At 67.1% G+C, this 23,387-nt stretch carries 20 protein-coding genes and 3 tRNA genes; 13 read left to right on the top strand and 10 right to left on the bottom strand.

Features of this window, described 5'->3' with window-relative positions:
- Positions 1 to 89: 89 nt before the first annotated feature.
- The gene (locus tag N0B71_RS16615) at positions 90 to 665 is read right to left on the bottom strand and encodes a MarR family winged helix-turn-helix transcriptional regulator (protein ID WP_259753712.1); all 576 of its coding nucleotides are present in this window, start codon (positions 663 to 665) and stop codon (positions 90 to 92) included.
- Positions 666 to 779: 114 nt separating this feature from the next.
- Here N0B71_RS16615 and N0B71_RS16610 point away from each other — a divergent pair, with 114 nt between their 5' ends.
- Together N0B71_RS16610 and N0B71_RS16605 are read left to right on the top strand one after the other, a co-directional pair.
- Positions 780 to 1,004 carry a glutaredoxin family protein gene (locus N0B71_RS16610; protein ID WP_259753710.1) on the top strand — a complete coding sequence of 75 codons (225 nt, stop codon included), beginning with the start codon at positions 780 to 782 and terminating at the stop codon, positions 1,002 to 1,004.
- Positions 1,005 to 1,012: 8 nt separating this feature from the next.
- Positions 1,013 to 1,294 (top strand): Rho-binding antiterminator, encoded by a 282-nt coding sequence (locus tag N0B71_RS16605; RefSeq protein WP_259753709.1) that lies wholly within the window; start codon positions 1,013 to 1,015, stop codon positions 1,292 to 1,294.
- A 15-nt stretch (positions 1,295 to 1,309) separates the two neighbouring features.
- On the opposite strand, the gene N0B71_RS16600 is transcribed toward N0B71_RS16605, so the two are convergent.
- Positions 1,310 to 1,849, bottom strand: coding sequence for a DUF2058 domain-containing protein (locus N0B71_RS16600; RefSeq protein WP_259753707.1), 540 nt, complete (start codon positions 1,847 to 1,849; stop codon positions 1,310 to 1,312).
- Between the two features lie 162 nt (positions 1,850 to 2,011).
- Between N0B71_RS16600 and N0B71_RS16595 the strand changes: the two genes are divergently transcribed.
- Positions 2,012 to 2,944 (top strand): aspartyl/asparaginyl beta-hydroxylase domain-containing protein, encoded by a 933-nt coding sequence (locus tag N0B71_RS16595; RefSeq protein ID WP_259753705.1) that lies wholly within the window; start codon positions 2,012 to 2,014, stop codon positions 2,942 to 2,944.
- 158 nt (positions 2,945 to 3,102) lie between these two features.
- Here N0B71_RS16595 and mazG read toward each other — a convergent pair whose 3' ends face one another.
- The 6 genes from mazG to N0B71_RS16565 all read right to left on the bottom strand — a co-directional run bounded on the left by mazG (position 3,103) and on the right by N0B71_RS16565 (position 10,719).
- The gene (gene mazG / locus N0B71_RS16590; protein WP_259753703.1) at positions 3,103 to 3,936 is read right to left on the bottom strand and encodes a nucleoside triphosphate pyrophosphohydrolase; all 834 of its coding nucleotides are present in this window, start codon (positions 3,934 to 3,936) and stop codon (positions 3,103 to 3,105) included.
- Positions 3,929 to 6,187, bottom strand: a complete 2,259-nt coding sequence (gene relA / locus N0B71_RS16585) for a GTP diphosphokinase (protein WP_259753702.1) — start codon at positions 6,185 to 6,187, stop codon at positions 3,929 to 3,931. The genes mazG and relA overlap by 8 nt, the downstream gene beginning before the upstream one ends.
- Before the next feature lie 89 nt (positions 6,188 to 6,276).
- Entirely contained in the window at positions 6,277 to 7,647 is a 1,371-nt protein-coding gene (rlmD, locus tag N0B71_RS16580) for a 23S rRNA (uracil(1939)-C(5))-methyltransferase RlmD (RefSeq protein ID WP_259753700.1), read from the bottom strand.
- Position 7,648: 1 nt separating this feature from the next.
- Entirely contained in the window at positions 7,649 to 8,548 is a 900-nt protein-coding gene (cysM, locus tag N0B71_RS16575) for a cysteine synthase CysM (RefSeq protein ID WP_259753699.1), read from the bottom strand.
- A gap of 112 nt (positions 8,549 to 8,660) precedes the next feature.
- Entirely contained in the window at positions 8,661 to 10,007 is a 1,347-nt protein-coding gene (locus N0B71_RS16570) for a HAMP domain-containing sensor histidine kinase (RefSeq protein ID WP_259753697.1), read from the bottom strand.
- A 1-nt stretch (position 10,008) separates the two neighbouring features.
- The gene (locus tag N0B71_RS16565; protein ID WP_259753696.1) at positions 10,009 to 10,719 is read right to left on the bottom strand and encodes a response regulator transcription factor; all 711 of its coding nucleotides are present in this window, start codon (positions 10,717 to 10,719) and stop codon (positions 10,009 to 10,011) included.
- 127 nt (positions 10,720 to 10,846) lie between these two features.
- Here N0B71_RS16565 and N0B71_RS16560 point away from each other — a divergent pair, with 127 nt between their 5' ends.
- The 4 genes from N0B71_RS16560 to N0B71_RS16545 all read left to right on the top strand — a co-directional run bounded on the left by N0B71_RS16560 (position 10,847) and on the right by N0B71_RS16545 (position 15,522).
- Positions 10,847 to 13,618 (top strand): ATP-binding protein, encoded by a 2,772-nt coding sequence (locus N0B71_RS16560; RefSeq protein WP_259753694.1) that lies wholly within the window; start codon positions 10,847 to 10,849, stop codon positions 13,616 to 13,618.
- A 16-nt stretch (positions 13,619 to 13,634) separates the two neighbouring features.
- Entirely contained in the window at positions 13,635 to 14,624 is a 990-nt protein-coding gene (locus N0B71_RS16555; protein WP_259753693.1) for a 2-hydroxyacid dehydrogenase, read from the top strand.
- Positions 14,625 to 14,686: 62 nt separating this feature from the next.
- Positions 14,687 to 15,127 carry a hypothetical protein gene (locus N0B71_RS16550; protein ID WP_259753692.1) on the top strand — a complete coding sequence of 147 codons (441 nt, stop codon included), beginning with the start codon at positions 14,687 to 14,689 and terminating at the stop codon, positions 15,125 to 15,127.
- Complete coding sequence (locus tag N0B71_RS16545; protein ID WP_259753691.1) at positions 15,124 to 15,522, top strand: META domain-containing protein; 399 nt, start codon at positions 15,124 to 15,126, stop codon at positions 15,520 to 15,522. Before N0B71_RS16550 ends, N0B71_RS16545 begins: the two co-directional genes overlap by 4 nt.
- 15 nt (positions 15,523 to 15,537) lie before the next feature.
- On the opposite strand, the gene dinB is transcribed toward N0B71_RS16545, so the two are convergent.
- Positions 15,538 to 16,536 (bottom strand): DNA polymerase IV, encoded by a 999-nt coding sequence (gene dinB / locus N0B71_RS16540; protein ID WP_259759592.1) that lies wholly within the window; start codon positions 16,534 to 16,536, stop codon positions 15,538 to 15,540.
- Between the two features lie 278 nt (positions 16,537 to 16,814).
- Between dinB and N0B71_RS16535 the strand changes: the two genes are divergently transcribed.
- From N0B71_RS16535 to N0B71_RS16510, 6 genes are all read left to right on the top strand, one after another.
- Positions 16,815 to 16,891, top strand: a tRNA-Met gene (locus N0B71_RS16535).
- A 115-nt stretch (positions 16,892 to 17,006) separates the two neighbouring features.
- Positions 17,007 to 17,083 (top strand) — tRNA-Met (locus N0B71_RS16530).
- Between the two features lie 117 nt (positions 17,084 to 17,200).
- Positions 17,201 to 17,277, top strand: a tRNA-Met gene (locus tag N0B71_RS16525).
- 162 nt (positions 17,278 to 17,439) lie between these two features.
- Positions 17,440 to 20,073 (top strand): bifunctional lysylphosphatidylglycerol flippase/synthetase MprF, encoded by a 2,634-nt coding sequence (mprF, locus tag N0B71_RS16520; RefSeq protein WP_259753689.1) that lies wholly within the window; start codon positions 17,440 to 17,442, stop codon positions 20,071 to 20,073.
- Between the two features lies 1 nt (position 20,074).
- Positions 20,075 to 21,349, top strand: a complete 1,275-nt coding sequence (locus tag N0B71_RS16515; protein ID WP_259753688.1) for a virulence factor family protein — start codon at positions 20,075 to 20,077, stop codon at positions 21,347 to 21,349.
- 142 nt (positions 21,350 to 21,491) lie between these two features.
- Positions 21,492 to 22,055: a cytochrome b gene (locus tag N0B71_RS16510; protein ID WP_259753686.1), complete on the top strand. Its 564-nt coding sequence runs from the start codon at positions 21,492 to 21,494 to the stop codon at positions 22,053 to 22,055.
- A gap of 112 nt (positions 22,056 to 22,167) precedes the next feature.
- Here the strand turns inward: N0B71_RS16510 and N0B71_RS16505 are convergent, their stop codons facing one another.
- Positions 22,168 to 23,292 (bottom strand): GNAT family N-acetyltransferase, encoded by a 1,125-nt coding sequence (locus N0B71_RS16505; RefSeq protein ID WP_259753684.1) that lies wholly within the window; start codon positions 23,290 to 23,292, stop codon positions 22,168 to 22,170.
- Between the last annotated feature and the right edge of the window lie 95 nt (positions 23,293 to 23,387).

The raw sequence follows: 23,387 nt of genomic DNA, 5'->3' as shown, positions 1-23,387 counted from the left end.
CCCTGTAGGAGCGAGCTTGCTCGCGAACCGCTTGGCGATGACATCGCCGGTGAACTCCATTCGCGCGCAAGCTCGCTCCTACACTGCCGTCAGGTCACCGGCTCCGGCTCCGGCTCGGCATGCTCACGGCAGATCAGCTCACCGTCGCCGCTTTCCAGGCGCTCGCCGGTCAACCTGCAAAGCGCCCCGTCGTCCAGTTGCTGGTGAAACCGGCAGGTCCGGCACAAGCCAAAACCCGGCACGTTCTCCTGGCGCTGCACCGTCGCCAGTAACTCCCGCAACAGATCGACCAACGCCGCGCTGCGCTCCCCCAATGCCTCCTCGGCCTTGCGCAGGAAGGCCGGCGGCACCAGGGCATCGATCAGCTCCCTGCCCTCCTCGGTCAGCTCCAAATGCACGCTGCGGCGGTCCTGGACGTCCGGGCGCTTCTCGATCAACCCCTTGGCCTCCAGCGCCTTGAGCGACTGCGACACCGTGCCCTTGGTCAGCCCGAGGAAATCCGTCACCCCCAGCGGCGTATTCGAATAGCGGTTGCAGCGTGCCAGGTAGTTCAGCGCGCTCAGCTGGATCGGCTGCAGATCGGCCATCAGCGGCTGCTCGCGCGCCCAGGCGCGCATCAGGCTGGCGATGCGTTCGAGATAGTCGTACAGGGTTGTATCGGTCATGGGCTGATCCCTCCGATAGATAGTATCGATCAAAAACCAGTTTGACAGAAGGCCGATTTCGCTCGCAGACTGAAATGGTATCGATTCGATACCTATTCAATCAGGAGAAGCAACATGAGCAACGCCATTTACTACCATGCCGGCTGCCCCGTCTGTGTCGAAGCCGAGCGCGCCCTGCTGCCACTGTTGAACCGAGAAGTGGAGGTGGTGCACCTGGGCGAGCAGGCGCCGCGCGTCGCCGAAGCCGAGGCGGCGGGTGTGAAATCGGTGCCCGCCCTGTTGATCGACGGGCAGGTGCTGCACCTGAACTTCGGCGCCGCCCTGGCGGACCTGAAATAGGTGTGGGCATGAACGATTACCAGCCGCTGCACTGCGATCTGCACGACTACCTGGAGATCGCCTGTCTGCACCGCTACTGGCTGCGTATCGAGTTGCGTGACGGCCTGGCGTTCGACGCCCAGGCCTTCACCACCCACACGCGACGACGCCCGGATGGCGCGCTGGAGGAAACGCTGGAGGTGCGGGTCGACGACGCCAGCCGGGAGCTCCGGCTGGACCGTCTGCACGCCATCACGCCACTGTCGGCGCCGGCGCTGTTCGGCAGGGTGGTACTGAATGCGGCCGGCTGAGCGGCCGCGGCAACCTCACCACATGAGGTCGTCGGGCACCACGTAATCCTTGTACGGATCGTCCTCGTCCGGCTCGCCGCTGGGTTCGCTGAGCAGCACGATACGGCGCTCGTCACGCTCCTGGATGCGCAGCGCGGCATCGCGCGGAACGATCTCGTAGCGGCCGTCGTAGCTGACGATGGCCAGGCTGCCGCGGCTGAGCTTGTCGCGGATCAGGTCGTTGACCGCGATGCGCTTGACCTTCTTGTTGTCGACGAAGTTGTAGTAATCGTCCGACTCCAGCTTCGGCAGGCGCGTGCCTTCGATCAGTTGCTTGATCTGCGCGGCCTTGGCCTTCTTCTCGGCCTTCTCCTGCTGCTGGCGGTTCAGCTCGGCGTCGCGGGCCTGCTTCTCGGCCTGGGCCTGCAGGGCCGCCTGGCGCTGGCTGTCATCCTTGGCCACCTGGTTCTTGTGCTCCAGGCGCTGCTGTTTCTGCTTCTGCTTGCCGGCCTGCTTGGCCTGCTTCTCGTTGACCAGCCCGGCTTTCAGCAACTGATCACGCAATGACATGCTCATGAATCGAGGCTCTCCAACAGCCCATATTGATGCAGGACAACTCCCAGACCAACGCATAGGTGCGGCGGGAGCATCCTCAGGGGGTATAATCCTCGGGCCTGTGCCGGCGCAGTGCAAGTGCCTGGCTTGAAATCACTCATCTGGAGCGGACTCGTAACCTCCATGCTGAAGCTCATCGTTCTCGCGATACTGGCCATCTTCCTCGTCGCCATCCTCTACGTGCACCTGCGCGGCAAGGTGCGGCTCCCCTTCCTGCGGCAGGTGGTGAACCACTCCGCCTGGTTCGCGCCCTACAACTCGCTGATGTACCTGAACTCCAGCGTGCCGTCCAAGCCCTACCTGGACCGCGAGCGCTTCCCTGAACTCGACACGCTGCGCGACAACTGGCAGACGATCCGCGAGGAAGCCGAGAAGCTGTTCGACGAGGGCTACATCCGCGACGCCCTGAACAACAACGAGGCCGGTTTCGGCTCGTTCTTCAAGAAGGGCTGGACGCGCTTCTACCTCACCTGGTACGACGGCCCCCTGCCCTCCGCGCAGCAGCTGTGCCCCAAGACCGTGGAACTGGTCAGCAGCATCCCCAACGTCAAGGGCGCGATGTTCACCCGCCTGCCGCCGCGCAGCCACCTGAACAAGCACCGCGACCCCTACGGCGGCTCGCTGCGCTATCACCTGGGCCTGGCGACGCCGAACTCCGACGAATGCCGCATCTTCGTCGACGGCCAGCCCTACGCCTGGCGCGATGGCGAGGACGTGATGTTCGACGAGACCTTCGTCCACTGGGTGAAGAACGAGACGGACGAGTCGCGCCTGATTCTCTTCTGCGACATCGAACGCCCGCTCAAGTCGCCGCTGCTGACCCGCATCAACCGCCGCGTCAGCGCCTTCCTCGGGCGTGCCACCGCGCCGCAGAACGTCGAAGGCGAGCGCGTGGGCGGGATCAACCAGGCCTATTCGGTGTTGATCCGCTTCGGCAATGCCATCGGCAGCAAGGTGAAGGTGTTCAAACGTGCCTATCCCAAGGCCTACCGCATCGGCCGGCCGATCCTCGCGGTGGCGCTGCTGGTGGTGATCCTGCGCTGGTTGTTCGGCTGAGCCCCGGCAACTGTAGGAGCGCGCCATGCGCGCGATCGCGGGCATGGCCCGCTCCTACAAATCAGCTCCGGCGCAGGGCTCGCTCCTACTGAAAAGCCAACAAAAAAGCCCCGCGATTGCGGGGCTTTTTCATGGGTGCCGTTCAGGCACGACAGCACTTATCCACAGCTGAGCGGGTTCTTCTCGTCGCGTTTGGCAGCGGCCCACAGTTCGTCCATCTCTTCCAGGTTGCTGTCTTCCAGGGTGCGCCCCTGGTCGCGCAAGGCCGTTTCGATGTAGCGGAAGCGCCGTTCGAACTTGACGTTGGCGGCGCGCAGGGCGGTTTCCGGGTCGACCTTGAGCTTGCGCGCCAGGTTGACCACCACGAACAGCAGGTCGCCCACCTCCTCGGCCTGGGCCTCGGTGTCGCCGCCAGCCATGGCTTCGAGCACTTCGTCCAGCTCTTCACGCACCTTGTCCACCACCGGCAGCGCGTCGGCCCAGTCGAAGCCGACCTGGGACGCACGCTTCTGCAGCTTGGCGGCGCGGCTCAAGGCCGGCAGGGCGTTGGGTACGTCGTCCAGCAGGGACAGCTGCACCGGCTCGGCGGCCTTGGCGGCGCGCTCCTCGGCCTTCAGCTCTTCCCAGCGCTGCTTGACCGCCGCTTCCGCCAGCTTCGCCGGGTCCGACTCGCCGTACAGGTCGCCGTCGGGAAACACATGCGGATGGCGGCGAATCAGCTTGCTGGTGATGCCATCGACCACCGCATCGAACTCGAAACGTCCCTCTTCCCGCGCCAGCTGCGCGTAGTAGACGACCTGGAAGAGCAGGTCGCCCAGCTCCTCGCGCAGGTGGTCGAGGTCGCCGCGCTCGATGGCATCGGCCACCTCGTAGGCTTCCTCGAGGGTGTACGGGACGATGGTCGCGTAGCTCTGCTTCAGGTCCCACGGGCAACCGTGCTGCGGGTCGCGCAGCCGGGCCATGAGGTAAAGCAGGTCGTCGAGCTTATGCATCCTTGGCACCCGCGCGGTCACGCCGCGCCTCGATGATGTTGGGCAGCTGCGAGATGCGCGCCAACAGGCGGCCCAGCGAATCGAGACCGGGGATCTCGATGGTCAGGCGCATGATCGCGGTGTTGTCTTCCTTATCCGAGCGGGTGTTCACCGCCAGCACGTTGATGCGCTCGTTGAGCAGCATCTGCGAGACGTCGCGCAGCAGGCCGGAACGGTCGTAGGCGCGGATGACGATGTCCACCGGATAGGTACTGACCGGTACCGGGCCCCAGCTGACCTGGATGATCCGCTCCGGCTCGCGCCCGGCCAGTTGCAGCGCGGTGGCGCAATCCTGGCGGTGAATGGTCACGCCGCGGCCGAGGGTGATGTAGCCGACGATCGGGTCGCCCGGCAGCGGCTGGCAGCAGCCGGCCATCTGCGTGAGCAGGTTGCCGACGCCCTGGATCTGGATGTCGCCGCGCTTGCCGTGGCCGATCTTGCTCGGCTTGCGCGGGATGAGTTCGAGCTGTTCGCTGCCGCGCTCGGGCTCCACCAGTTGCTGCGCGTAGTTGACCACGTGGGCCAGGCGCAGGTCGCCGGCGCCCAGGGCGGCGAAGAGGTCTTCGCCGGTCTTGTAGTTGGCCTTCTCGGCGAGCTTCTCGAAGTCCACCGGCGGCAGCGCCAGGCGGCTCAGCTCGCGCTCGAGCATGGCCTTGCCGGCGGCGACGTTCTGGTCGCGCGCCTGCAGCTTGAACCAGTGGACGATCTTCGCCCGCGCCCGCGAGGTAGTGACGTAGCCCAGGTTCTGGTTCAGCCAGTCACGGCTCGGCCCGCTCTGCTTGCCGGTGATGATTTCCACCTGCTCGCCGGTCTGCAGGCTGTAGTTCAGCGGCACGATGCGGCCGTTGATCTTGGCGCCGCGGCAGTTGTGGCCGACCTCTGTGTGGACGCGGTAGGCGAAGTCCAGCGGCGTCGAACCCTTGGGCAGGTCGATGGCGTGGCCGTCGGGGGTGAAGACGTAGACCCGGTCAGGCTCGATATCCACCCGCAGTTGCTCGGCCAGGCCGCCGATGTCGCCCAGTTCCTCGTGCCACTCGAGCACCTGGCGCAGCCAGGAAATCTTCTCTTCGTAGTGGTTGGAGCTGGCCTTGACGTCGGTGCCCTTGTAGCGCCAGTGCGCGCAGACGCCCAGTTCGGCTTCCTCGTGCATGGCGTGGGTGCGGATCTGCACCTCCAGCACCTTGCCCTCGGGGCCGATCACCGCGGTGTGCAGCGAGCGGTAGCCGTTTTCCTTGGGGTTGGCGATGTAGTCGTCGAATTCCTTGGGGATGTGCCGCCAGAGGGTGTGCACGATGCCCAGCGCGGTGTAGCAGTCGCGCATTTCCGGCACCAGCACGCGCACGGCGCGCACGTCGTATATCTGGCTGAAGTCCAGGCCCTTGCGCTGCATTTTCCGCCAGATGGAATAGATGTGCTTGGCGCGGCCGGACAGGTCCGCCTTGATGCCGGTGGCGGCCAGGGCGTCCTTGAGCTGCCCCATGACGGTGGCGATGTACTGCTCGCGGTCCAGCCGGCGCTCGTGCAGCAGCTTGGCGATCTGCTTGTACTGGTCGGGTTCGAGGTAGCGGAAGGACAGGTCCTCCAGCTCCCACTTGATGTGGCCGATGCCCAGGCGGTGGGCCAGCGGCGCGTAGATGTCGAACACCTCGCGGGCGACGCGCATGCGCTTTTCTTCGTCGGCATTCTTCACCGCGCGGATCGCGCAGGTGCGCTCGGCCAGCTTGATCAGGGCGACGCGTACGTCGTCGACCATGGCCACCAGCATCTTGCGCAGGTTCTCGATCTGCGCCTGGGTGCCGAGCACCAGGGATTGCCGCGGGTTGAGGCTGGTGCTGATCGCCGCCATGCGCAGCACGCCCTCGATCAGCTTGGCGACTACCGGGCCGAAGCGCTGTGCCACGTCCTCCAGCTTGACCTTGCCCTCGCGCACGCCACGGTAGATCACCGCGGCGACCAGCGACTCCTGGTCGAGCTTGAGGTCCGCCAGGATCTCGGCGATCTCCAGGCCCGTCTGGAAGCTGGAGGTGCCGTCCGCCCAGGAGTTGTCAGCCGTGCTGACAGCCCTGTCTTCCACCTCGCGAGCGAACTCGCAGGCTTCCAGCAGGACCTTGCGATCCAGTACCGGGACCAGGGTCTGGACATGGTCCAGCCAGGCCTCGAGGTTGATGCTGCCGTCGGTATTGACCGGCTGGTGCGCTCTCACCTGTACCATCGTGTCTACCCTTCCCCACGGTGCGCCACAACACACCGCTCACTGCGCCGGCCTTTCTTGCGTGAGCCGGTCGGATTGCGCGAGCCTTCCTAGCTCGCCTCGAACAAAGCCATGGCCTCGACATGGGCCGTCTGCGGGAACATGTCGAGGATGCCGGCGCGTTTGCAGCGATAGCCCTGTCGGGCCAGTTCGCCAGCGTCGCGCGCCAGGGTCGCCGGGTTGCAGGACACATAGAGTACCCGCTGGGCGCCCAATGAACGCATCTGCCGCGCCGGTTCGAAGGCTCCGTCACGCGGAGGATCGAGCAGCACGGCGGTGAAATCCTCCGCCGCCCAGGGGGCGTCGGCAAGCGGTTTCGTCAGGTCTGCCTGATGGAACCGGGTATTCGCCAAGCCATTGGCGCGGGCATTGGCGGCGGCGCGCTCGACCATGGTCTGCACACCTTCCACGCCGACGACCTCGCGCACCTGGCGCGCCAGCGGCAGGGCAAAGTTGCCCAGGCCGCAGAACAGGTCCAGCACGCGCTCGTCGCGGGCCGGCTGCAGCCAGTCCAGCGCCTGGGCGACCATCGCCTGGTTCACCGGCTCGTTGACCTGGACGAAATCGCCGGGCCGGTAGGCCAGCGTCAGATTCCAGGCTTCGAGCCGGAAGCCAAGCTCGCGGTTCCCGTTGTTTTGCGTGCCGTCGGTGCAGAGCGTCGGTTCGCCGTCACCCTGCAACCACAGCTGCACATCCCGTGCCGAACAGAATTCCAGCAGTCGCGCACGATCGCTATCGGACAAAGGTTCGATATGCCGCAGCAGCAGCGCGCTGGACGTGCCGTGGAACAGCTCGACATGGCCCAGCGCCTGCGGCTTGGCGAAGCCGCGCAGCACGTCCGGCAGCTCGCGGGCCAGCCCCTGCAACTCGGGCACCAGCACCAGGCAGTCGTCGAAGGCGACGATGGCCTGGCTGGCGGCGGCGCGGAAACCGACGTCCAGGCGCTTGGCCTTCACGTCCCAGCGCACGGCCAGGCGGGCGCGGCGGCGGTAACCGAATTCCGGCCCGACCAGCGGCGCGGCCCATTCCTCCGGGACCAGGCCGGAGAATCGCTCCAGCTGCTCGGCCAGGGTGCGCTGCTTGAGTGCCAGCTGATCGGCGTGGGACAGGTGCTGCAGGCTGCAGCCGCCACAGGTGCCGGCCACCGGGCACGGCTCGCTGCGGCGGTTGGCGGCGGTGGTGAAGAGGCGTTCGCTGCGTGCGTCGACGATCTGCGCGCGCGCCGAGAGCACGCGGGCTTCCACCGACTCGCCGGGCAGGGCGTTGGCGACGAACCAGGTGCGGCCGTCGAGGTGGGCGATGCCACGGCCGTCATGGGCCAGGCGCTCGATGTTCAGGCGCTGCTTCTTGCCCACCGGTACCGCAGGGCTGCGCGCTCCGCCACTGGGCTGGAAGCGCAGGCCGGATCTCTGCTTGGCCATGTCAGTGGGCGTCGAACACGCCCGACGACAGGTAACGGTCGCCACGGTCGCAGATGATCGCCACCAGGGTCGCGTTTTCCAGCTCGCGCGACAGGCGCAGCATGGCCGCCACCGCACCGCCCGAGGAGACGCCGCAGAAGATGCCTTCTTCGCGGGCCAGACGACGCATCACGTCCTCGGCCTCGCTCTGCTGCATGTCGACGACGCGGTCGACGCGGGTGGCGTCGAAGATCTTCGGCAGGTATTCCTGCGGCCAGCGACGGATGCCGGGGATGGCCGAGCCTTCCATCGGCTGCAGGCCGACGATCTGCACGTTGGGGTTCTGCTCCTTGAGGTAGCGCGACACGCCCATGATGGTGCCGGTGGTGCCCATGGAACTGACGAAATGGGTGATCTCACCGCCGGTCTGCTGCCAGATTTCCGGGCCGGTGGAATGGTAGTGGGCAATCGGGTTGTCGCCGTTGGCGAACTGGTCCAGCACCTTGCCCTGGCCTTCACGGGCCATCTGGTCGGCGAGGTCGCGGGCGCCTTCCATGCCCTGTTCCTTGCTCACCAGGATCAGCTCGGCGCCGTAGGCGGTCATGGCGGCCTTGCGCTCGGCGGTGGAGTTGTCGGGCATGATCAGGATCATGCGGTAGCCCTTGATCGCCGCCGCCATCGCCAGGGCGATACCGGTGTTGCCGGAGGTGGCTTCGATCAGCGTGTCGCCGGGCTTGATGTCGCCGCGCAGTTCGGCACGGGTGATCATCGACAGCGCCGGACGATCCTTCACCGAACCCGCGGGGTTGTTGCCCTCGAGCTTCACCAGCAGGGTGTTGGAGGTTTCCCCGGCCAGGCGCTGCAAGCGCACCAGCGGGGTATTGCCGACGCAATCGGCGATAGTCGGGTACTGCACGGTCATGGAGGCACTCGGTTCCGAATCGCGAGAGGGGATGACTCCCTATGATACCGGCAAAAGCCGCCCCGCCATACGAAACTTCCTAACAAGCCATGTTCAGGCGCCGGCGGCCAACTCAGGCGGCCGCTGCATCCGGCAGGCGCAGGTGCACGCGCAGGCCCGCACCGGCGCAATCCGCCCAGAGCTCGCCGCCCTGCATGCGCAGGGAGCTGCGGGCGATGCTCAGGCCCAGGCCGAAGCCTTCGCCGGTGCGCGCATCGGAGAGCCGGGTGAAGGGCAGGAAGATGCGTTCCAGGTCAGTTTCTGGCACACCGGGGCCGTCGTCCTCCAGCCACAGGTGCCAGCCCCCGGCCTCGCGCCGGCCGCTCAGGCGGATGCGGCCGTTTTCCGGGGAATGACGGATGGCGTTGCGCAGCAGGTTTTCCAGGGCCTGGGCCAGGCCGTTGAGATGGCCGCGCACGCGGCAATCCGCCGGCACCTGGTAAAGGAAGCGCTCGATGGCCCAGCCCGCCTCGAAGCGCGCATCGTCCACCAGCAGGTCCCACAGCGAGCGCAGGTCGATCTCCTCCAGCTCCACGCGCGGGCGTTCGGTGTCCAGCCAGGCCAGTTCCAGGGTGTCGGCGACCAGGCGCTGCATCACCTCCACCTCGCGCTCCACACGCTGGCGCAGGGCCGCTTCGCTGATGGGGCTGTCGCCCGCCACGCGCAGGCGGCTGAGTGGCGTGCGCAATTCGTGGGACAGGTCGCGCAGCAACTGACGCTGCAGGCCGACCTGGCCGCGCAGGCGTTCGGCCATGTGGTCCAGCGCACGGCCCAGTTCGCCGAGTTCGTCGCGGCGGGCGATCAGCTGCGGCCCGGCGACCGAGCCCAGGTTATCCGCTTGCAGGGCATTGGCGTGTTCGCGCAGGCGCTTGAGCGGGCGCACCAGGCGGCGATAGATCAACCCGCAGAGCAGCAGCGCGAGGATGGCCGGCACCAGCGCATGGCTGATGGATTGGCGCAGGAAGCTCAGGCCGCCCGGGAGGAAGCGTGGCGGCAGTTGCAGCACCAGCCGGCCGGCGCCCGGCTCGTCGGGAAAGGGAATGCCGATGTACGGCAAGGTCACCGAGCGCGAGCTCACCGGCCAGTCCAGCCCGCGCTGGAAGGTCAGGTGCGCCACGTCGTCCAACGGCAGCGGCTGGCTGCCCAGGGACTGTAGCCGGCCATCCACCACCGCCATCCATACCGGCTCGCGCTGCCGCATCTGCGCCAGCCAGGCATCGACGCCTGCCGCACCGCCCTGGCGCCACGCCTGCTGGGCCTCGTCCGCGTACCCCGCCAGCACCTGCCGCGCGGCATCGGAGAGGAAGTAGCTGTCGCGTTCCATCTGCTTGCCCCAGTTCCAGGACAGCCAGATCACCGACAGGCACAGCACCACGAGGGCAACGGCGAGCTTCCAGAACAGCGAGTGGCGGCCGGGCATGTCAGTCCTCGGCCTCGGCGAAGACGTACCCCTTGCCCCACACGGTGTGCAACTGGTGGCGCAGGTAGCCGATGGCCTGCAACTTGCGGCGCAGGTGGCTGACGTGCATGTCCAGGCTGCGGTCGTGGGCGGTGAAGGGGCGATGCAGCACATGCTGATAAAGGAAGGGTTTGCTCAGGGTCTCGCCCTGGCTGCCGAGAAAGGTCTCCAGCAGGCGGTACTCGGTGCCGGTCAGCCCGGCCCACTGGCCGTCGAGGCCGACGTCGTCCTTCTGCGGGTCCATCTGCAGCTCGGTGGGCGTGCTGCCCAGCGTCTGGCTGCCGCGCTCCAGCGCCACCCGGCGCAGCACCGCCTCCACCCGCACGCTCAGCTCGGCGAGGCTGAACGGCTTGGGCAGGTAGTCGTCGGCACCCTGGGAGAAACCGGCGATGCGGTCCTGCTCGGCGCCCAGGGCGGACATCAGGATCACCGGCACCGCCCGCTCGCGGCGCAGGCTGCGGAGGATCTCCAGGCCGCCGATGCCGGGCAGCATGATGTCCATCAGCACCAGGTCGTAGTCGCCGCCGCGCGCCTGGGCCAGGCCCTCGCCGCCGTCCTGGCACCAGGTGACGTCGAAGCCGCGCTCGCTCAGATGGGACGACACATGGGCGCCCAGGGTCGGGTCGTCCTCGATGGTCAGCAGGCGTAGCCCGGACGAAGCAATGGCATTCATATCAAATAAGAGTGATTAGCAATTGCGTGAAGTATTCACGATTCCGCGCACTCCCGGCAAGGCAAAGGGCTTCCGAGCGGGGGCCGAACCGCTACACTGCCGGGGATAAACGCATCGGAGGAAGCGCGTGTTCAAGGATCTCGGCATCAAGGGACGGGTACTGCTGCTCACCCTGCTGCCCACCAGCCTGCTGGCGCTGGTGCTGGGCGGTTATTTCACCTGGGTGCAGCTGTCGGACATGCATGCCCAGTTGATCGAGCGCGGGCAACTGATCGCCGAACAGCTGGCGCCGCTGTCCGCCCCGGCCATGGCCAACCACAACAACGAGCTGCTCGAGCGCATCGCCAACGAAGCGCTGGACCAGCCCGACGTGCGCGCCGTGACCTTCCTCAACCCGGACCGGGAAAAACTCGTCCACGCCGGCCCCAGCATCCTCACTCCCATGCCCGCCGGCGACGGTTCGCGCCTGAGCATGGCGAGCAGCCTCGATACCACGCACTTCCTGCTGCCGGTACTGGGCAAGCACCGCAGCCTGTCCGGCGACCCCGACGAGGACGCCGAGAAGCTGCTCGGCTGGGTCGAGCTGGAGCTCTCGCACCACGGCACCCTGCTGCGCGGCTACCGCAGCCTGTTCACCAGCCTGCTGCTGATCGGCGCGGGCCTGGCGGTCACCGCCCTCCTCGCCCTGCGCATGAGTCGCGCGATCAACGCGCCGCTGGGGCAGATCGCCCAGGGCGTCGCCCAGCTCAAGGAGGGCCGCCTGGAAACCCGCCTGCCGGCCCTGGGCAGCCACGAGCTGGACGAACTGGCCGGCGGCATCAACCGCATGGCCGAGGCGCTGCAGAGCGCCCAGGAAGAGATGCAGCACAACATCGACCAGGCCACCGAGGACGTGCGGCAGAACCTGGAGACCATCGAGATCCAGAACATCGAGCTGGACCTGGCGCGCAAGGAGGCCCTGGAGGCGAGCCGGATCAAGTCCGAGTTCCTCGCCAACATGAGCCACGAGATCCGCACGCCGCTCAACGGCATCCTCGGCTTCACCAACCTGCTGCAGAAGAGCGAGATGACCAGCCGCCAGCAGGACTACCTCTCCACCATCCACAAGTCCGCCGAAAGCCTGCTGGGAATCATCAACGAGATCCTCGACTTCTCGAAGATCGAGGCCGGCAAGCTGGTGCTGGAGAACATCCCGTTCAACCTGCGCGAGCTGATCCAGGACACCCTGACCATCCTCGCCCCCGCTGCCCACGAGAAGCACCTGGAGCTGGTCAGCCTGATCTACCGCGACACCCCGCTGCAGCTGGTGGGCGACCCGCAACGCCTGAAGCAGGTGCTGACCAACCTGGTGAGCAACGCCATCAAGTTCACCCACGACGGCAGCATCGCCGTGCGCGCCATGCTCGAAGACGAGAGCGACGACCGCGCGCAACTGCGCATCAGCGTGCAGGACACCGGCGTCGGGCTGACCGACGCCGACCTGCGCGCGCTGTTCCAGGCCTTCAGCCAGGCCGACAATTCGCTCTCCCGCCAGGCCGGCGGCACCGGCCTGGGGCTGGTGATCTCCAAGCGCCTGATCGAGCAGATGGGCGGCGAGATCGGCGTGGAAAGCAGCGCCGGCGATGGCTCGGAATTCTGGATCAGCCTCAACCTGCCCAAGGCCCGCGACGACGGCGACGACCTGCCGCCCGCCCTCGCCGGCGGCCTGCGCGTGGCGCTCTACGAGCCCCACGAACTGACCCGCACCGCCCTGCACCACCAACTGGAAGACTGCGGCCTGGAAGTCACCGAATTCCCCGACCTCGCCACGCTGGAAAAGACCCTGCTGGCCGGGCCCTCGGACCAGCCGCCGATCACCCTCGCGCTGCTGGGCGTGACCGCCGCGCAGCATCCGCCCGAGGCGCTGCGCCAGTCCATCCGCGAACTCGAGCAGCACGGCTGCAAGAGCCTGGTGCTGTGCCCGACCATCGAGCAGGCGCATTACAACGACGTGCTGCCAGACGCCCAGGTGCAGAGCAAGCCGGCCTGCACCCGCAAGCTGCAGCAGGCGATGAACGAACTGCTGCACCTGCGCCCCGCGCGCAAGGACAAATCCGCCAATGGCAAGCTGGAGCGCACGCCGCGCCTGCTCTGCGTCGACGACAACCCGGCCAACCTGCTGCTGGTGAAGACCCTGCTCAGCGACATGGGCGCCGAAGTCGTCGCCGTGGACAGCGGCCTGGCCGCCGTCGAAGCGGTGCAGCGCGAGCGCTTCGACCTGGTCTTCATGGACGTGCAGATGCCGATCATGGACGGCCGCCAGGCCACCGAGGCGATCCGCCACTGGGAAGCCGACCGCGAGGTCAGCCCGGTGCCGATCATCGCCCTCACCGCCCATGCCCTCGCCAATGAGAAGCGCGCCCTGCTGCAGGGCGGCATGGACGACTACCTGACCAAGCCGATCGACGAACGCCAACTGGTCCAGGTAATCCTCAAGTGGACCGGCCTGGCCCTGGGCGAGCCGCGCGACGAACGCCCGCGTCACCCCGAACACACCCTCGACGGCCTCGCCGTGCTGGACCCGGAAGAAGGCCTGCGCCTGGCCGCCGGCAAGCCGGAACTGGCGGCGGACATGCTCGGCATGCTGCTGGCGTCGCTGTCCGCCGACCGCCAGGTGATCCGCCAGGCCCGCGAGCGCAATGACCGCAACACCCTGCTCGAACGCATCCACCGCCTGCATGGCGCCACCCGCTACTGCGGCGTGCCGATGCTGCGCGCCGCCTGCCAGCGCGCCGAGACGCTGCTCAAGCAGAACGACCCGGACGCCCCCGCCGCGCTGGATGAACTGGACAAGGCCATGGCCGAGCTGGCGCAGGCCACCGAAGGCCGCGTGGAAGCCGAAGCCGGCCAGCCGCACTGAAGACGGAAATCACCCGATGCGCATCATCCTGTTCAGCAACCAGACCTACGACCGCGACAGCTTCCTTGCCGCCAACCATGGCCACGGCTTCGAGCTGCATTTCCAGCAGACCCAGCTGCGCCTGGACACCGTGGCCCTGGCCATGGGTTTCGAAGTGGTCTGCCCGTTCGTCAACGACGACCTCTCGCGCCCGGTGCTGGAGCACCTGGCGGCCGGCGGCACGAAGCTGATCGCCCTGCGCTCGGCCGGCTACAACCACGTCGACCTGGCTGCCGCCCACGCATTGGGGCTGGCGGTGGTGCGGGTACCGGCCTATTCGCCCCACGCCGTAGCTGAACATGGCGTAGGACTGGTCCTGGCGCTCTGTCGGCATCTGCACCGCGCCTACAACCGCACCCGCGAAGGCGACTTCTCCCTGCACGGGCTGACCGGCTTCGACCTGCACGGGCGCACCGTCGGCGTGATCGGCAGCGGGCAGATCGGCGAAGTCTTCGCCCGGATCATGAGCGGCTTCGGCTGCCACATCCTGGCCTACGACCCCTACCCCAACCGCGCCATCGAGGCGCTGGGCGGGCGTTTCGTCGAACTGGACGAGTTGCTCGCGCAGTCCGACATCATCAGCCTGCACTGCCCGCTCAACGAGGCCACCCGACACCTGATCAACGCCCGGAGCCTGGCGCGCATGAAGCGCGGCGCCATGCTGATCAACACCGGGCGCGGCGCACTGGTGGACACCCCGGCACTGATCGAGGCGCTGAAAAGCGGCCAGCTCGGCTACCTCGGCCTGGACGTCTATGAAGAGGAAGCCGACATCTTCTTCGCCGACCGCTCCGACCAGCCGCTGCAGGACGACGTGCTGGCGCGCCTGCTGACCTTCCCCAACGTGATCATCACCGCGCACCAGGCCTTCCTCACCCGCGAGGCGCTGGCCGGGATCGCCCAGACCACCCTCGCCAACATCGCCGCCTGGCAGGGCGGCAACCCGGTCAACCTGGTGGAGGGCTGAGCGGATGGCGCTCGCATCCGCGCGCCGCGCGCCCTAGAATGCCGCGCTTTCCCGGAGGATCCATGGCTCAGCACGATTTCCGCTACACCCTGCTCAACCCGCAATTCACCCTCAACGAGTGCCGCGCGCTGACTCCGGGCCGCTACCAGGTCACCGGCATCGGCGGCTCGATCAAGGCCGGCGACACCCTGCTGGTCAGCCTCAAGGGCAGCAAAAGCCTGAGCATGACGCTGGACGTGGAAAAGGTGCGCCACCTGATCAACCCGCCGGGGCAGTGGATGGCCGTGGCCAAGGGCCCGGTATTCCGTGAACTGGCCATCCACGAGTGGAAGGTCAATTGCGACGGCTGCGCGGCTACACTGGATTTCGAATTCGCCGTCGACGCGACCCTCGGCAAGGCCGCCCAGCAGCCGGCCGCGGAGGCGCGCATCGGCGAACTCGGATGGGCGAAGGTCGGCAATCGCCACCTCTGCCCGGATTGCCAGAGCAAGGAGACCGCATGAAAACCCTGATCGCCAGCGCCTGCGCCGCGCTGGCCCTGGCCGGCTGCGCGAGCAAGCCGGTACCCGAAGTCGAGCAGACCTACAGCGTCAGCTGGATCGGCGTCCACCCGCTGATCGACTACACGCACATCAGCCTGACCCTGGACGGCAACGGCCGTGCCTACGGCAGCGCCGGCTGCAACCACTGGTTCGCCAGCTACAAGCTCGAAGGCGACCAGCTGACCTTCGGCCAGCCCGGCGCCACCCGCAAGCTCTGCGCGGACCTGGTGATGGAGCAGGAACAGCAGTTCCTCAAGATGCTCGGCGACGTGCAACGCTGGGACATCACCGAGGACGGCGAACTGCGCCTGTGGCCCGCCAGCGGCCGCGCCATGCGCATGAAGCCGGAAAGCTGATCGCCGCTTGCCCCGCTAGAACAGACTGAGCTGCTCGTGGGCGCCGCGCAGGTCCACCAGGCGCACGCCCACGCCGATCAGCCGCACCGCCTTGTTGCCGCGCGCAAAGGCCTGCCCCAGCAGCAGCCGATAGCTCTCCAGATCCCGCGCGGCCCCCGCCTGCTCCAGGGTGGTCTGGGTGAAGTCATGGAACTTCAGCTTGATGAACGGCTTGCCCGGCCGGTAGCTGGCATCCAGGCGCGTCATGCGCCGCTCCAGTTCGCCCAGCAGTGAGGGCAACTCCTCCTGGCAGGCGGCCAGGTCCGGCAGGTCCTGGTCGAAGGTGTTTTCCACACTGATCGACTGGCGCCGGCTGTCCACCTGCACCGGGCGCTCGTCGATCCCTCGCGACAACCCCCAGAGCCGCTCGCCGAAACTGCCGAACTCCTTGGCCAGCTGGATGCGCGACCAGTCGCGCAGGTCGGCGCAGGTGCGAATCCCCAGGCGCGCCAGCTTTTCGGCGGTCACCTTGCCCACACCGTGCAGCTTCTTCACCGGCAGTTCGGCGACGAAGCCGTCCACTTCGTCCGGGGTCACCACGAACAGGCCGTTGGGCTTGCGCCAGTCACTGGCGATCTTGGCGATGAACTTGTTCGGCGCCACCCCGGCGGACACGGTGATATGCAGGGTTTCCCAGACGCGCTGGCGAATTTCGCGCGCGATGCGCGTGGCGCTGCCGCCGCATCGCTCGCTGCCCGTCACGTCGAGGTAGGCCTCGTCCAGGGACAGCGGTTCGATCTGGTCGGTGTAGTCGCGGAAGATCGCGTGGATTTCCCGTGACGTCTCGCGGTAGACGTCCATGCGGGGGCGCACGATGGTGAGGTCCGGGCACAGCTTCACCGCGGTGCGCATGGCCATGGCCGAGTGCAGGCCATAGGCGCGGGCCTCGTAGTTGCAGGTCGCGACCACGCCACGCTTGTCCGGCGAGCCACCCACGGCCAGCGGCTTGCCGGCGAGGCTGGGGTCGTCGCGCATCTCGATGGCGGCATAGAAGCAGTCGCAATCGATGTGGATGATCTTTCTCTGCAACGTCACGAAGAAGGCGCCTGCATCACCATCGGTCGCCGCCCAACGAGGCGGCGGGAAACCCGTCCATGATAATGCAAGCGGACGTCGTTTCGGTTATCCACAGGCATGAAATCCCGCCTGGGAAGCGATCCCCCGTCCCCGCCTTCACATGCTAAATAGTTGATAGAAAATCACTTTTTTCCGATTTCCGTTGACAGGAAGCCCCACGGGCGTAGAATGGCTGCCGCGGGATGGAGCAGTCTGGTAGCTCGTCGGGCTCATAACCCGAAGGTCGTAGGTTCAAATCCTGCTCCCGCAACCAGACACAGGAAAAGGCCACTCTTCGGAGTGGCCTTTTTCGTTTGCGCGCGATTTAAATTATTGATCGAACGGCAAATATCGATTGACAAGACCTTTCACCCGCGTAGAATGGCCGACGCGGGATGGAGCAGTCTGGTAGCTCGTCGGGCTCATAACCCGAAGGTCGTAGGTTCAAATCCTGCTCCCGCAACCAGACACCGTGAAAAGGCCACTCTTCGGAGTGGCCTTTTTCGTTTGCGCGCGAGTTAAATTGTTGATCGAAAACGAAAATACCGTTTGACACAGGCCGTCATCTGCGTAGAATTGCCGCCGCGGGATGGAGCAGTCTGGTAGCTCGTCGGGCTCATAACCCGAAGGTCGTAGGTTCAAATCCTGCTCCCGCAACCAGACACCAAGAAAAAAGCCACTCTTAGGAGTGGCTTTTTTCGTTGCGGCCAAAAAATCTCGCCCACGGGTGGCGTCTCACGGATCAGGAAAATACTCTTCCGGGGACTTGGGAATTCGCGTCAGTGCCCCTACTCTGTCGCGCTAAATCGTTTGAGGTGCCCGATGAGCGCCAACCCTGCCACACCCGATACCCCTGCCCTAGACGACGCGCAGCCCCGAGCGGCCTGGCTCGAATGGGTCCATGCCAACCGCCAGGCACTCGGCCTGGGCGTGACCCTGGTCCTGTTCAGCCTGGCGCTGATCGCCTGCTATCACCTGCTGCGCGACATCGACGCCTACTCCCTGCACGACGCCCTGCTCGACGTTCCCAGTAGTTCGTTGTTCGGCGCCTTCGCCGCCACGGTGGTGGGTTTCCTGTTCCTGTTGGGCTATGAATGGTCGGCCAGCCGCTTCGCCGGCGTGAAGCTGCCCACCCCGGCGCTGCTGACCGGTGGTTTCTCCGCCTTCGCCATCGGCAATGCCGTCGGCCTGTCGATGCTGTCCGGCGGTTCGGTGCGCTATCGCCTGTATGCCCGCCAGGGACTGGGCGCCGGCGACGTCGCCCTGATGACATTGTTCGCCAGCCTTTCGCTGGGCTGCGCCTTGCCGGTGCTGGCAGCGCTGGCGGCGCTGAGCGATCTGTCCGACGCTTCCCTGGCCCTGCACCTGCCCGAATGGCTGGTGGCCGTGCTGGCGTTGGGGATCATCGCCTTCTGCCTGCTGCTGGTGGTCGCCGTCGAACGCCGCCGCCTGCCGGAACAACCCTCCCCCGACAGCCACCTGGTCCGCTTCGGCAAACGCACGCTGCGCCTGCCGGGCCTGCGCCTGTCGCTGCTGCAACTGCTGATCACCGCGCTGGACGTGGCCGCTGCCGCCACCGTGCTCTACCTGTTGCTGCCCGAAGCACCGCCCTTCGGCGCCTTCCTGCTGGTCTACCTGATCGCCCTGGCTGCCGGCGTGCTCAGCCATGTGCCGGGCGGCGTCGGCGTGTTCGAAGCGGTGCTCCTGGCGGCCTTCGCCGGCCAACTGGGCGCCGCGCCGCTGGCCGCCGCGCTGCTGCTGTACCGCCTGATCTACGTGGTGCTGCCGCTGATCGTCGCGTGCCTGTTGCTGCTGTTCCTGGAGGCGCGCCGCATCCTGGTGGCCAAGCAGGCCGTGCGCATCACCTCCGGCTTCGCCGCCCAGATCCTCTCGCTGTTGGTGTTCATCTCCGGCATCGTCCTGCTGTTCTCCGGCGCTACGCCGTCCATCGATACCCGCCTGGACGAAGTCGGCTTCCTGGTGCCGCACCGCCTGATCGATGCCTCGCACCTGGCCGCCAGCCTGATCGGCGTGCTCTGCCTGCTGCTCGCCTACGGCCTGCGGCGCCGTCTTTCCGCCGCGTGGGCGCTGACCCTCGGCCTGTTGATCGCCGGCGCCGGGCTGTCGCTGCTCAAGGGCTTCGACTGGGAAGAAGCGCTGATCCTGAGCTTCACCGCCGCCCTGCTGGTGATCTTCCGCAGCGCCTTCTACCGCCGCAGCCGCCTGATGGACCTGCCCTTCTCGCCGCTCTACCTGGGCGCCGCCGCCTGCGTCATCGCCGCGTCCATCTGGCTGCTGCTGTTCGCCTACCAGGACGTGCCCTACAGCCAGGAGCTCTGGTGGCAGTTCGCCCTCGACGCCGACGCCCCGCGCGGCCTGCGCGCCGCCCTGGGCAGCTGCCTGCTGCTGGCCGCGCTGGCGCTGTACTGGCTGCTGCGCACCGCGCCGCCGGCGATCCATGCGCCGACCCGCGAGGAGCTGGATATCGCCGCCGGCATCCTGGCCAATTCCGCGCAGCCTGACGGCGGCCTGGCCCTGTCCGGCGACAAGGCCCTGCTGTTCCACGAAGGCAACGATGCCTTCCTGATGTATGCGCGCCGCGGCCGCAGCCTGGTGGCACTGTTCGACCCGGTCGGCCCGGCCCAGGCGCGCGCCGAGCTGATCTGGCAGTTCCGCGACCTCTGCGACCTGCACCACGCGCGCCCGGTGTTCTACCAGGTGCGCGCGGAGAACCTGCCGCTGTACATGGACATCGGCCTGACCGCGCTCAAGCTCGGCGAGGAGGCGCGGGTCGATCTGCGCCGCTTCGACCTGGAGAGCAAGGGCAAGGAGATGAAGGACCTGCGCTACACCTGGAACCGGGGCCAGCGCGACGGCCTGAGCCTGGAGTTCCACGATGCCGGCCAGGCGCCGATGGACGAGTTGCGCGCCATCTCCGATGCCTGGCTGGGCGGCAAGAATGTCCGCGAAAAGGGCTTCTCCCTCGGCCGCTTCACCCCCGAGTACCTGCACTATTTCCGCGTCGTCGTGGTCCGTTTCCAGGGCCGCGCCGTGGCCTTCGCCAACCTGCTGGAAACCTCCGGCAAGGAGCTGGCGAGCATCGACCTGATGCGCGTGGCCCCCGACGCGCCCAAGCTGACCATGGAGTTCCTCATGCTCGGCCTGATCCTGCATTACAAGGAGAGCGGGCATACCCGCTTCAGCCTCGGCATGGTGCCCCTGGCCGGCTTGCAGCCGCGCCGCGGCGCCCCGCTGACCCAACGTCTCGGCGCGCTGGTTTTTCGCCGGGGTGAGCAGTTCTACAATTTCCAGGGGCTGCGACGCTTCAAGGACAAGTTCCAGCCCGACTGGGAACCCCGTTACCTGGCCGTGCCCGCCGGACTGGATCCGCTGGTGGCCCTGGCCGATACGGCCGCCCTCATCGCAGGCGGCCTGAGTGGATTGGTAAAACGCTGATATGTTGAAACGACGCTGGCGACACCTGCTCGCCCTCCTCCTGCTGATCATCCTCGCCGTCGGCCTGCTGCTGTGGAGCCGTCCGGCGTCCCAGGCCTCGCTGGAACACCGCCAGCTCGCCGATGGCAGCGCCGTCGCCCTGGCCATCCCCGGCAAGCAGCCGAACGCCCGTGTTCTGCTTGCGGTAAAGGCTGACCAGAAACTCGACGACGGCCAACTGCTGGCCCTGGCCCACGACAGCGGCGCCCGCGTGGTGCAGTTCGTCTTCCCGGAAAACGACTGCGCCGCCCAGCAGGCGCGCATCAAGGCTGCCAGCGAACTGCTCGACGGCCAGCCGACCCTGGTCGCCGGCATCGGCCCGGGCAGCGCCTGGGCGCTGCGCTGGCTCGCCGGGCAGTCCGACGACAAGGCCAAGGCGCTGTCGGTCGATTTCTCCATGGAAAAACCCGACTGCGCCGCCACGCCGCTGCCGACCGCGACGCCCCATGGCCATTGGCTGGCCGCCTGGAACGACAACCCGGACGACGCCAGCGCGCGCTTCGCCCGTGGCCTGAAGAACGCCGAGACGGTGATCACCGACTACGACACGCCGCTGCCCAAGGTGCTCGCCGACCAGCTGCGCCAGCTGCTGCAAGGCGGCGGCGACAGCGTGCCGGTGGTGGAAGTCCCGGCCGCCAAGCCGTCGGAAACCGTCACCCTGTTCTACTCCGGCGATGGCGGCTGGCGTGACCTGGACCGCGACGTCGCCGCGCAGATGGCCGAGCTCGGCTATCCGGTGGTGGGCGTCGATGCGCTGCGCTACTTCTGGGAGCACAAGACCCCGGAACAGAGCGCCGCCGACCTTGCCCTGCTGATGCAGCACTACCGCGAGAAATGGGGCGCCAAGCACTTCGTGCTGGCCGGCTACTCCTTCGGCGCCGACGTGCTGCCGGCGATCTACAACCGTCTGCCGGCGGACGCCAAGAAGGACGTCAGCTCGGTGATCCTGCTGGCCTTCGCCCGCAGCGGCAGCTTCGAGATCGAGGTGCAGGGCTGGCTCGGCAAGGCCGGCCAGGAAGCCGCCACCGGCCCGGAAATGGCCCGTCTGCCGGCGCCGAAAGTGCTCTGCGTGTACGGCATCGACGAGAAGGACGAAAGCGGTTGCACCCAGCCGCAGGCCGTGGGCGAGAACCTGCAACTGCCCGGCGGCCACCACTTCGACGAGGACTACCCGGCCCTGGCCAAGCGCCTGGTGAATGCCATCCGCTCACGGCAGCCCACCGCCGACGAGGGTTGACCGACATCAAAAGGGCCGCACATCGCGGCCCTTTCACTTTGCCTTCACGGTGCCTGAGGCAGGCTGAAGGCTCTATGCTGACACCGATAGCTCCGTCGCCAGAACGGGGCGTCACGCTCCCCGAGTCACACAAGGAACCGTCATGAGCCTGTCCAAGACCCCGTCCCGTTATGGCAGCCTGTCCATCGCCATGCACTGGATCATGCTAGTGCTGATCGCCGCCACGTACTTCTGCATGGAGTACCGCACCAACTTCCCCAAAGGCAGCGACACCCGCGCGCTGTTCTCCCAATGGCACTTCATGCTGGGCCTCTCCGTGTTCGTGCTGGTCTGGCTGCGCATCATCGGCCGCTTCATCTACCCCGCCCCGCCGATCGTTCCGGCGCCGCCGGCCTGGCAGATGGCCCTGGCGCACCTGGCGCACCTGGCGCTCTATGGCCTGATGATCGGCCTGCCGCTGGCCGGCTGGATCATCCTCAGCGCCGCCGACAAGCCCGTGCCGTTCTGGGGCCTGGAGCTGCCGCACCTGGTGGGCAAGAATCCGGACCTGGCCAAGCAGGTGAAGTACTGGCACGAGACCATCGCCGTGCTCGGCTACTGGCTGATCGGCATCCACGCCCTGGCGGCGCTGTTCCACCACTACATCAGCCGCGACAACACCCTGGTGCGCATGCTGCCGGGCAAGGGCGAGGCAAAGCCGGAGTAACCCCTCCGCCCGCAAGGCGGGAATCTGTAGGAGCGAGCTTGCTCGCGAACAGCCTGACCGAAAGCTCCTGTGCTGCGCGGGTTCGCGAGCAAGCTCGCTCCTACGAAATGCGTTACTCCTGGCGATACGGCAGCGCCGCGCGGGCTTCTTCGGCGTAGGCCAGGATGCCCGCCCGCTCCCCCACCAGGAATTCTTCCACCGCCTCCCGCAGGCCCGGATGCCCCAGGCGATGCCAGGAGCGCGTGATCACCGGCTCGAAGCCGCGGATCAGCTTGTGCTCGCCCTGCGCGCCGGCGTCGAAGCGCTTGAGGCCGTGGCCGATGGCGAAGTCCAGGCCCTGGTAGAAACAGGTTTCGAAGTGCAGGCGGTCGAACTCCGCCAGGCAGCCCCAGTAGCGGCCATACAGCGTGTCGCCGCCCAGCAGGCTGAAGGCCATGGCAACGGGCCGGCCGCGCTGGTGGGCGAAGACCACGCGGATCGCCTCCGGCATGCGTTCGCCGATCAGGCTGAAGAATGCGCGGCTCAGGTAGGGCGCCTGCCCGCGCACCTCGTAGGTGCTGCTGTAGCAGGCATAGACGAAGTCCCAGTGCGTCTCTGACAGCTCACGCCCTTCCATCCAGACGAAATCCAGCCCGAGCCCGGCGACCTGCTCGCGCTCCTTGCGCAGTTGCTTGCGCTTGCGCGAACTGAGCGCGTCGAGGAAATCCTGGAAGTCACGGTAGCCCCGGTTGTTCCAGTGGTATTGGCAGCCCAGGCGCGGCAGCCAACCTTCCGCGCAGCCGAGCAGCGCATCAGCGGCCGCATCGGTGAAGTTCACGTGCACGCCCGAGCAATGCCCCTCGTCCACCTCCCCCGCCAGCGCGCCGACCAGGCTCAGCGCCGCCTCCGGGCTGCCCAGCAGGCGGGCGCCGCCCACCGGTGTAAAGGGAATGCCCACCAGCAGCTTGGGGTAGTAGGGGATACCCGCACGCAGGCAGGCATCGGCCCAGCTCCAGTCGAACACGTACTCGCCGTAGGAGTGGCTCTTCAGGTAGGCCGGCGCGGCGGCGAGCAGGCGCCCGTCGTCGTTCAGCAATACGCGATGTGACGGCTGCCAGCCGGTGCGACCGCCGACGCTTCCGCTGTCCTCCAGGGCGCAGAGGAAGGCATGGCGCAGGAACGGCTGATCGTCCGGCAGCAGGGCGTCCCACTGGCGGGCGTCGAGGTCGGCAAGGCGGGAAAGGGTCTGGATTGGCATGGCAGACAGTCTGGCGCGCGGCGTCGGCATTGGGAAGATCGCGAACGAAATCTGCAGCGCAGCGGGATTCGCGTTCGTCGGTATCCGGCAAAAAA

Source organism: Pseudomonas sp. GCEP-101, assembly GCF_025133575.1.
Taxonomy (GTDB): domain Bacteria; phylum Pseudomonadota; class Gammaproteobacteria; order Pseudomonadales; family Pseudomonadaceae; genus Pseudomonas; species Pseudomonas nitroreducens_B.
Note: the sequence above shows the minus strand (reverse complement) of the source record. Positions and strands in the feature narration are given on the sequence as shown.

Bases quoted from the DNA above. Each gene is read 5' to 3' on its own strand.
- N0B71_RS16615 (WP_259753712.1), bottom strand. From the start codon at position 665: ATGACCGATACAACCCTGTACGACTATCTCGAACGCATCGCCAGCCTG.
- N0B71_RS16610 (WP_259753710.1), top strand. From the start codon at position 780: ATGAGCAACGCCATTTACTACCATGCCGGCTGCCCCGTCTGTGTCGAA.
- N0B71_RS16605 (WP_259753709.1), top strand. From the start codon at position 1,013: ATGAACGATTACCAGCCGCTGCACTGCGATCTGCACGACTACCTGGAG.
- N0B71_RS16600 (WP_259753707.1), bottom strand. From the start codon at position 1,849: ATGAGCATGTCATTGCGTGATCAGTTGCTGAAAGCCGGGCTGGTCAAC.
- N0B71_RS16595 (WP_259753705.1), top strand. From the start codon at position 2,012: ATGCTGAAGCTCATCGTTCTCGCGATACTGGCCATCTTCCTCGTCGCC.
- mazG (WP_259753703.1), bottom strand. From the start codon at position 3,936: ATGCATAAGCTCGACGACCTGCTTTACCTCATGGCCCGGCTGCGCGAC.
- relA (WP_259753702.1), bottom strand. From the start codon at position 6,187: ATGGTACAGGTGAGAGCGCACCAGCCGGTCAATACCGACGGCAGCATC.
- rlmD (WP_259753700.1), bottom strand. From the start codon at position 7,647: ATGGCCAAGCAGAGATCCGGCCTGCGCTTCCAGCCCAGTGGCGGAGCG.
- cysM (WP_259753699.1), bottom strand. From the start codon at position 8,548: ATGACCGTGCAGTACCCGACTATCGCCGATTGCGTCGGCAATACCCCG.
- N0B71_RS16570 (WP_259753697.1), bottom strand. From the start codon at position 10,007: ATGCCCGGCCGCCACTCGCTGTTCTGGAAGCTCGCCGTTGCCCTCGTG.
- N0B71_RS16565 (WP_259753696.1), bottom strand. From the start codon at position 10,719: ATGAATGCCATTGCTTCGTCCGGGCTACGCCTGCTGACCATCGAGGAC.
- N0B71_RS16555 (WP_259753693.1), top strand. From the start codon at position 13,635: ATGCGCATCATCCTGTTCAGCAACCAGACCTACGACCGCGACAGCTTC.
- N0B71_RS16550 (WP_259753692.1), top strand. From the start codon at position 14,687: ATGGCTCAGCACGATTTCCGCTACACCCTGCTCAACCCGCAATTCACC.
- N0B71_RS16545 (WP_259753691.1), top strand. From the start codon at position 15,124: ATGAAAACCCTGATCGCCAGCGCCTGCGCCGCGCTGGCCCTGGCCGGC.
- dinB (WP_259759592.1), bottom strand. From the start codon at position 16,536: ATGCGCGACGACCCCAGCCTCGCCGGCAAGCCGCTGGCCGTGGGTGGC.
- mprF (WP_259753689.1), top strand. From the start codon at position 17,440: ATGAGCGCCAACCCTGCCACACCCGATACCCCTGCCCTAGACGACGCG.
- N0B71_RS16515 (WP_259753688.1), top strand. From the start codon at position 20,075: ATGTTGAAACGACGCTGGCGACACCTGCTCGCCCTCCTCCTGCTGATC.
- N0B71_RS16510 (WP_259753686.1), top strand. From the start codon at position 21,492: ATGAGCCTGTCCAAGACCCCGTCCCGTTATGGCAGCCTGTCCATCGCC.
- N0B71_RS16505 (WP_259753684.1), bottom strand. From the start codon at position 23,292: ATGCCAATCCAGACCCTTTCCCGCCTTGCCGACCTCGACGCCCGCCAG.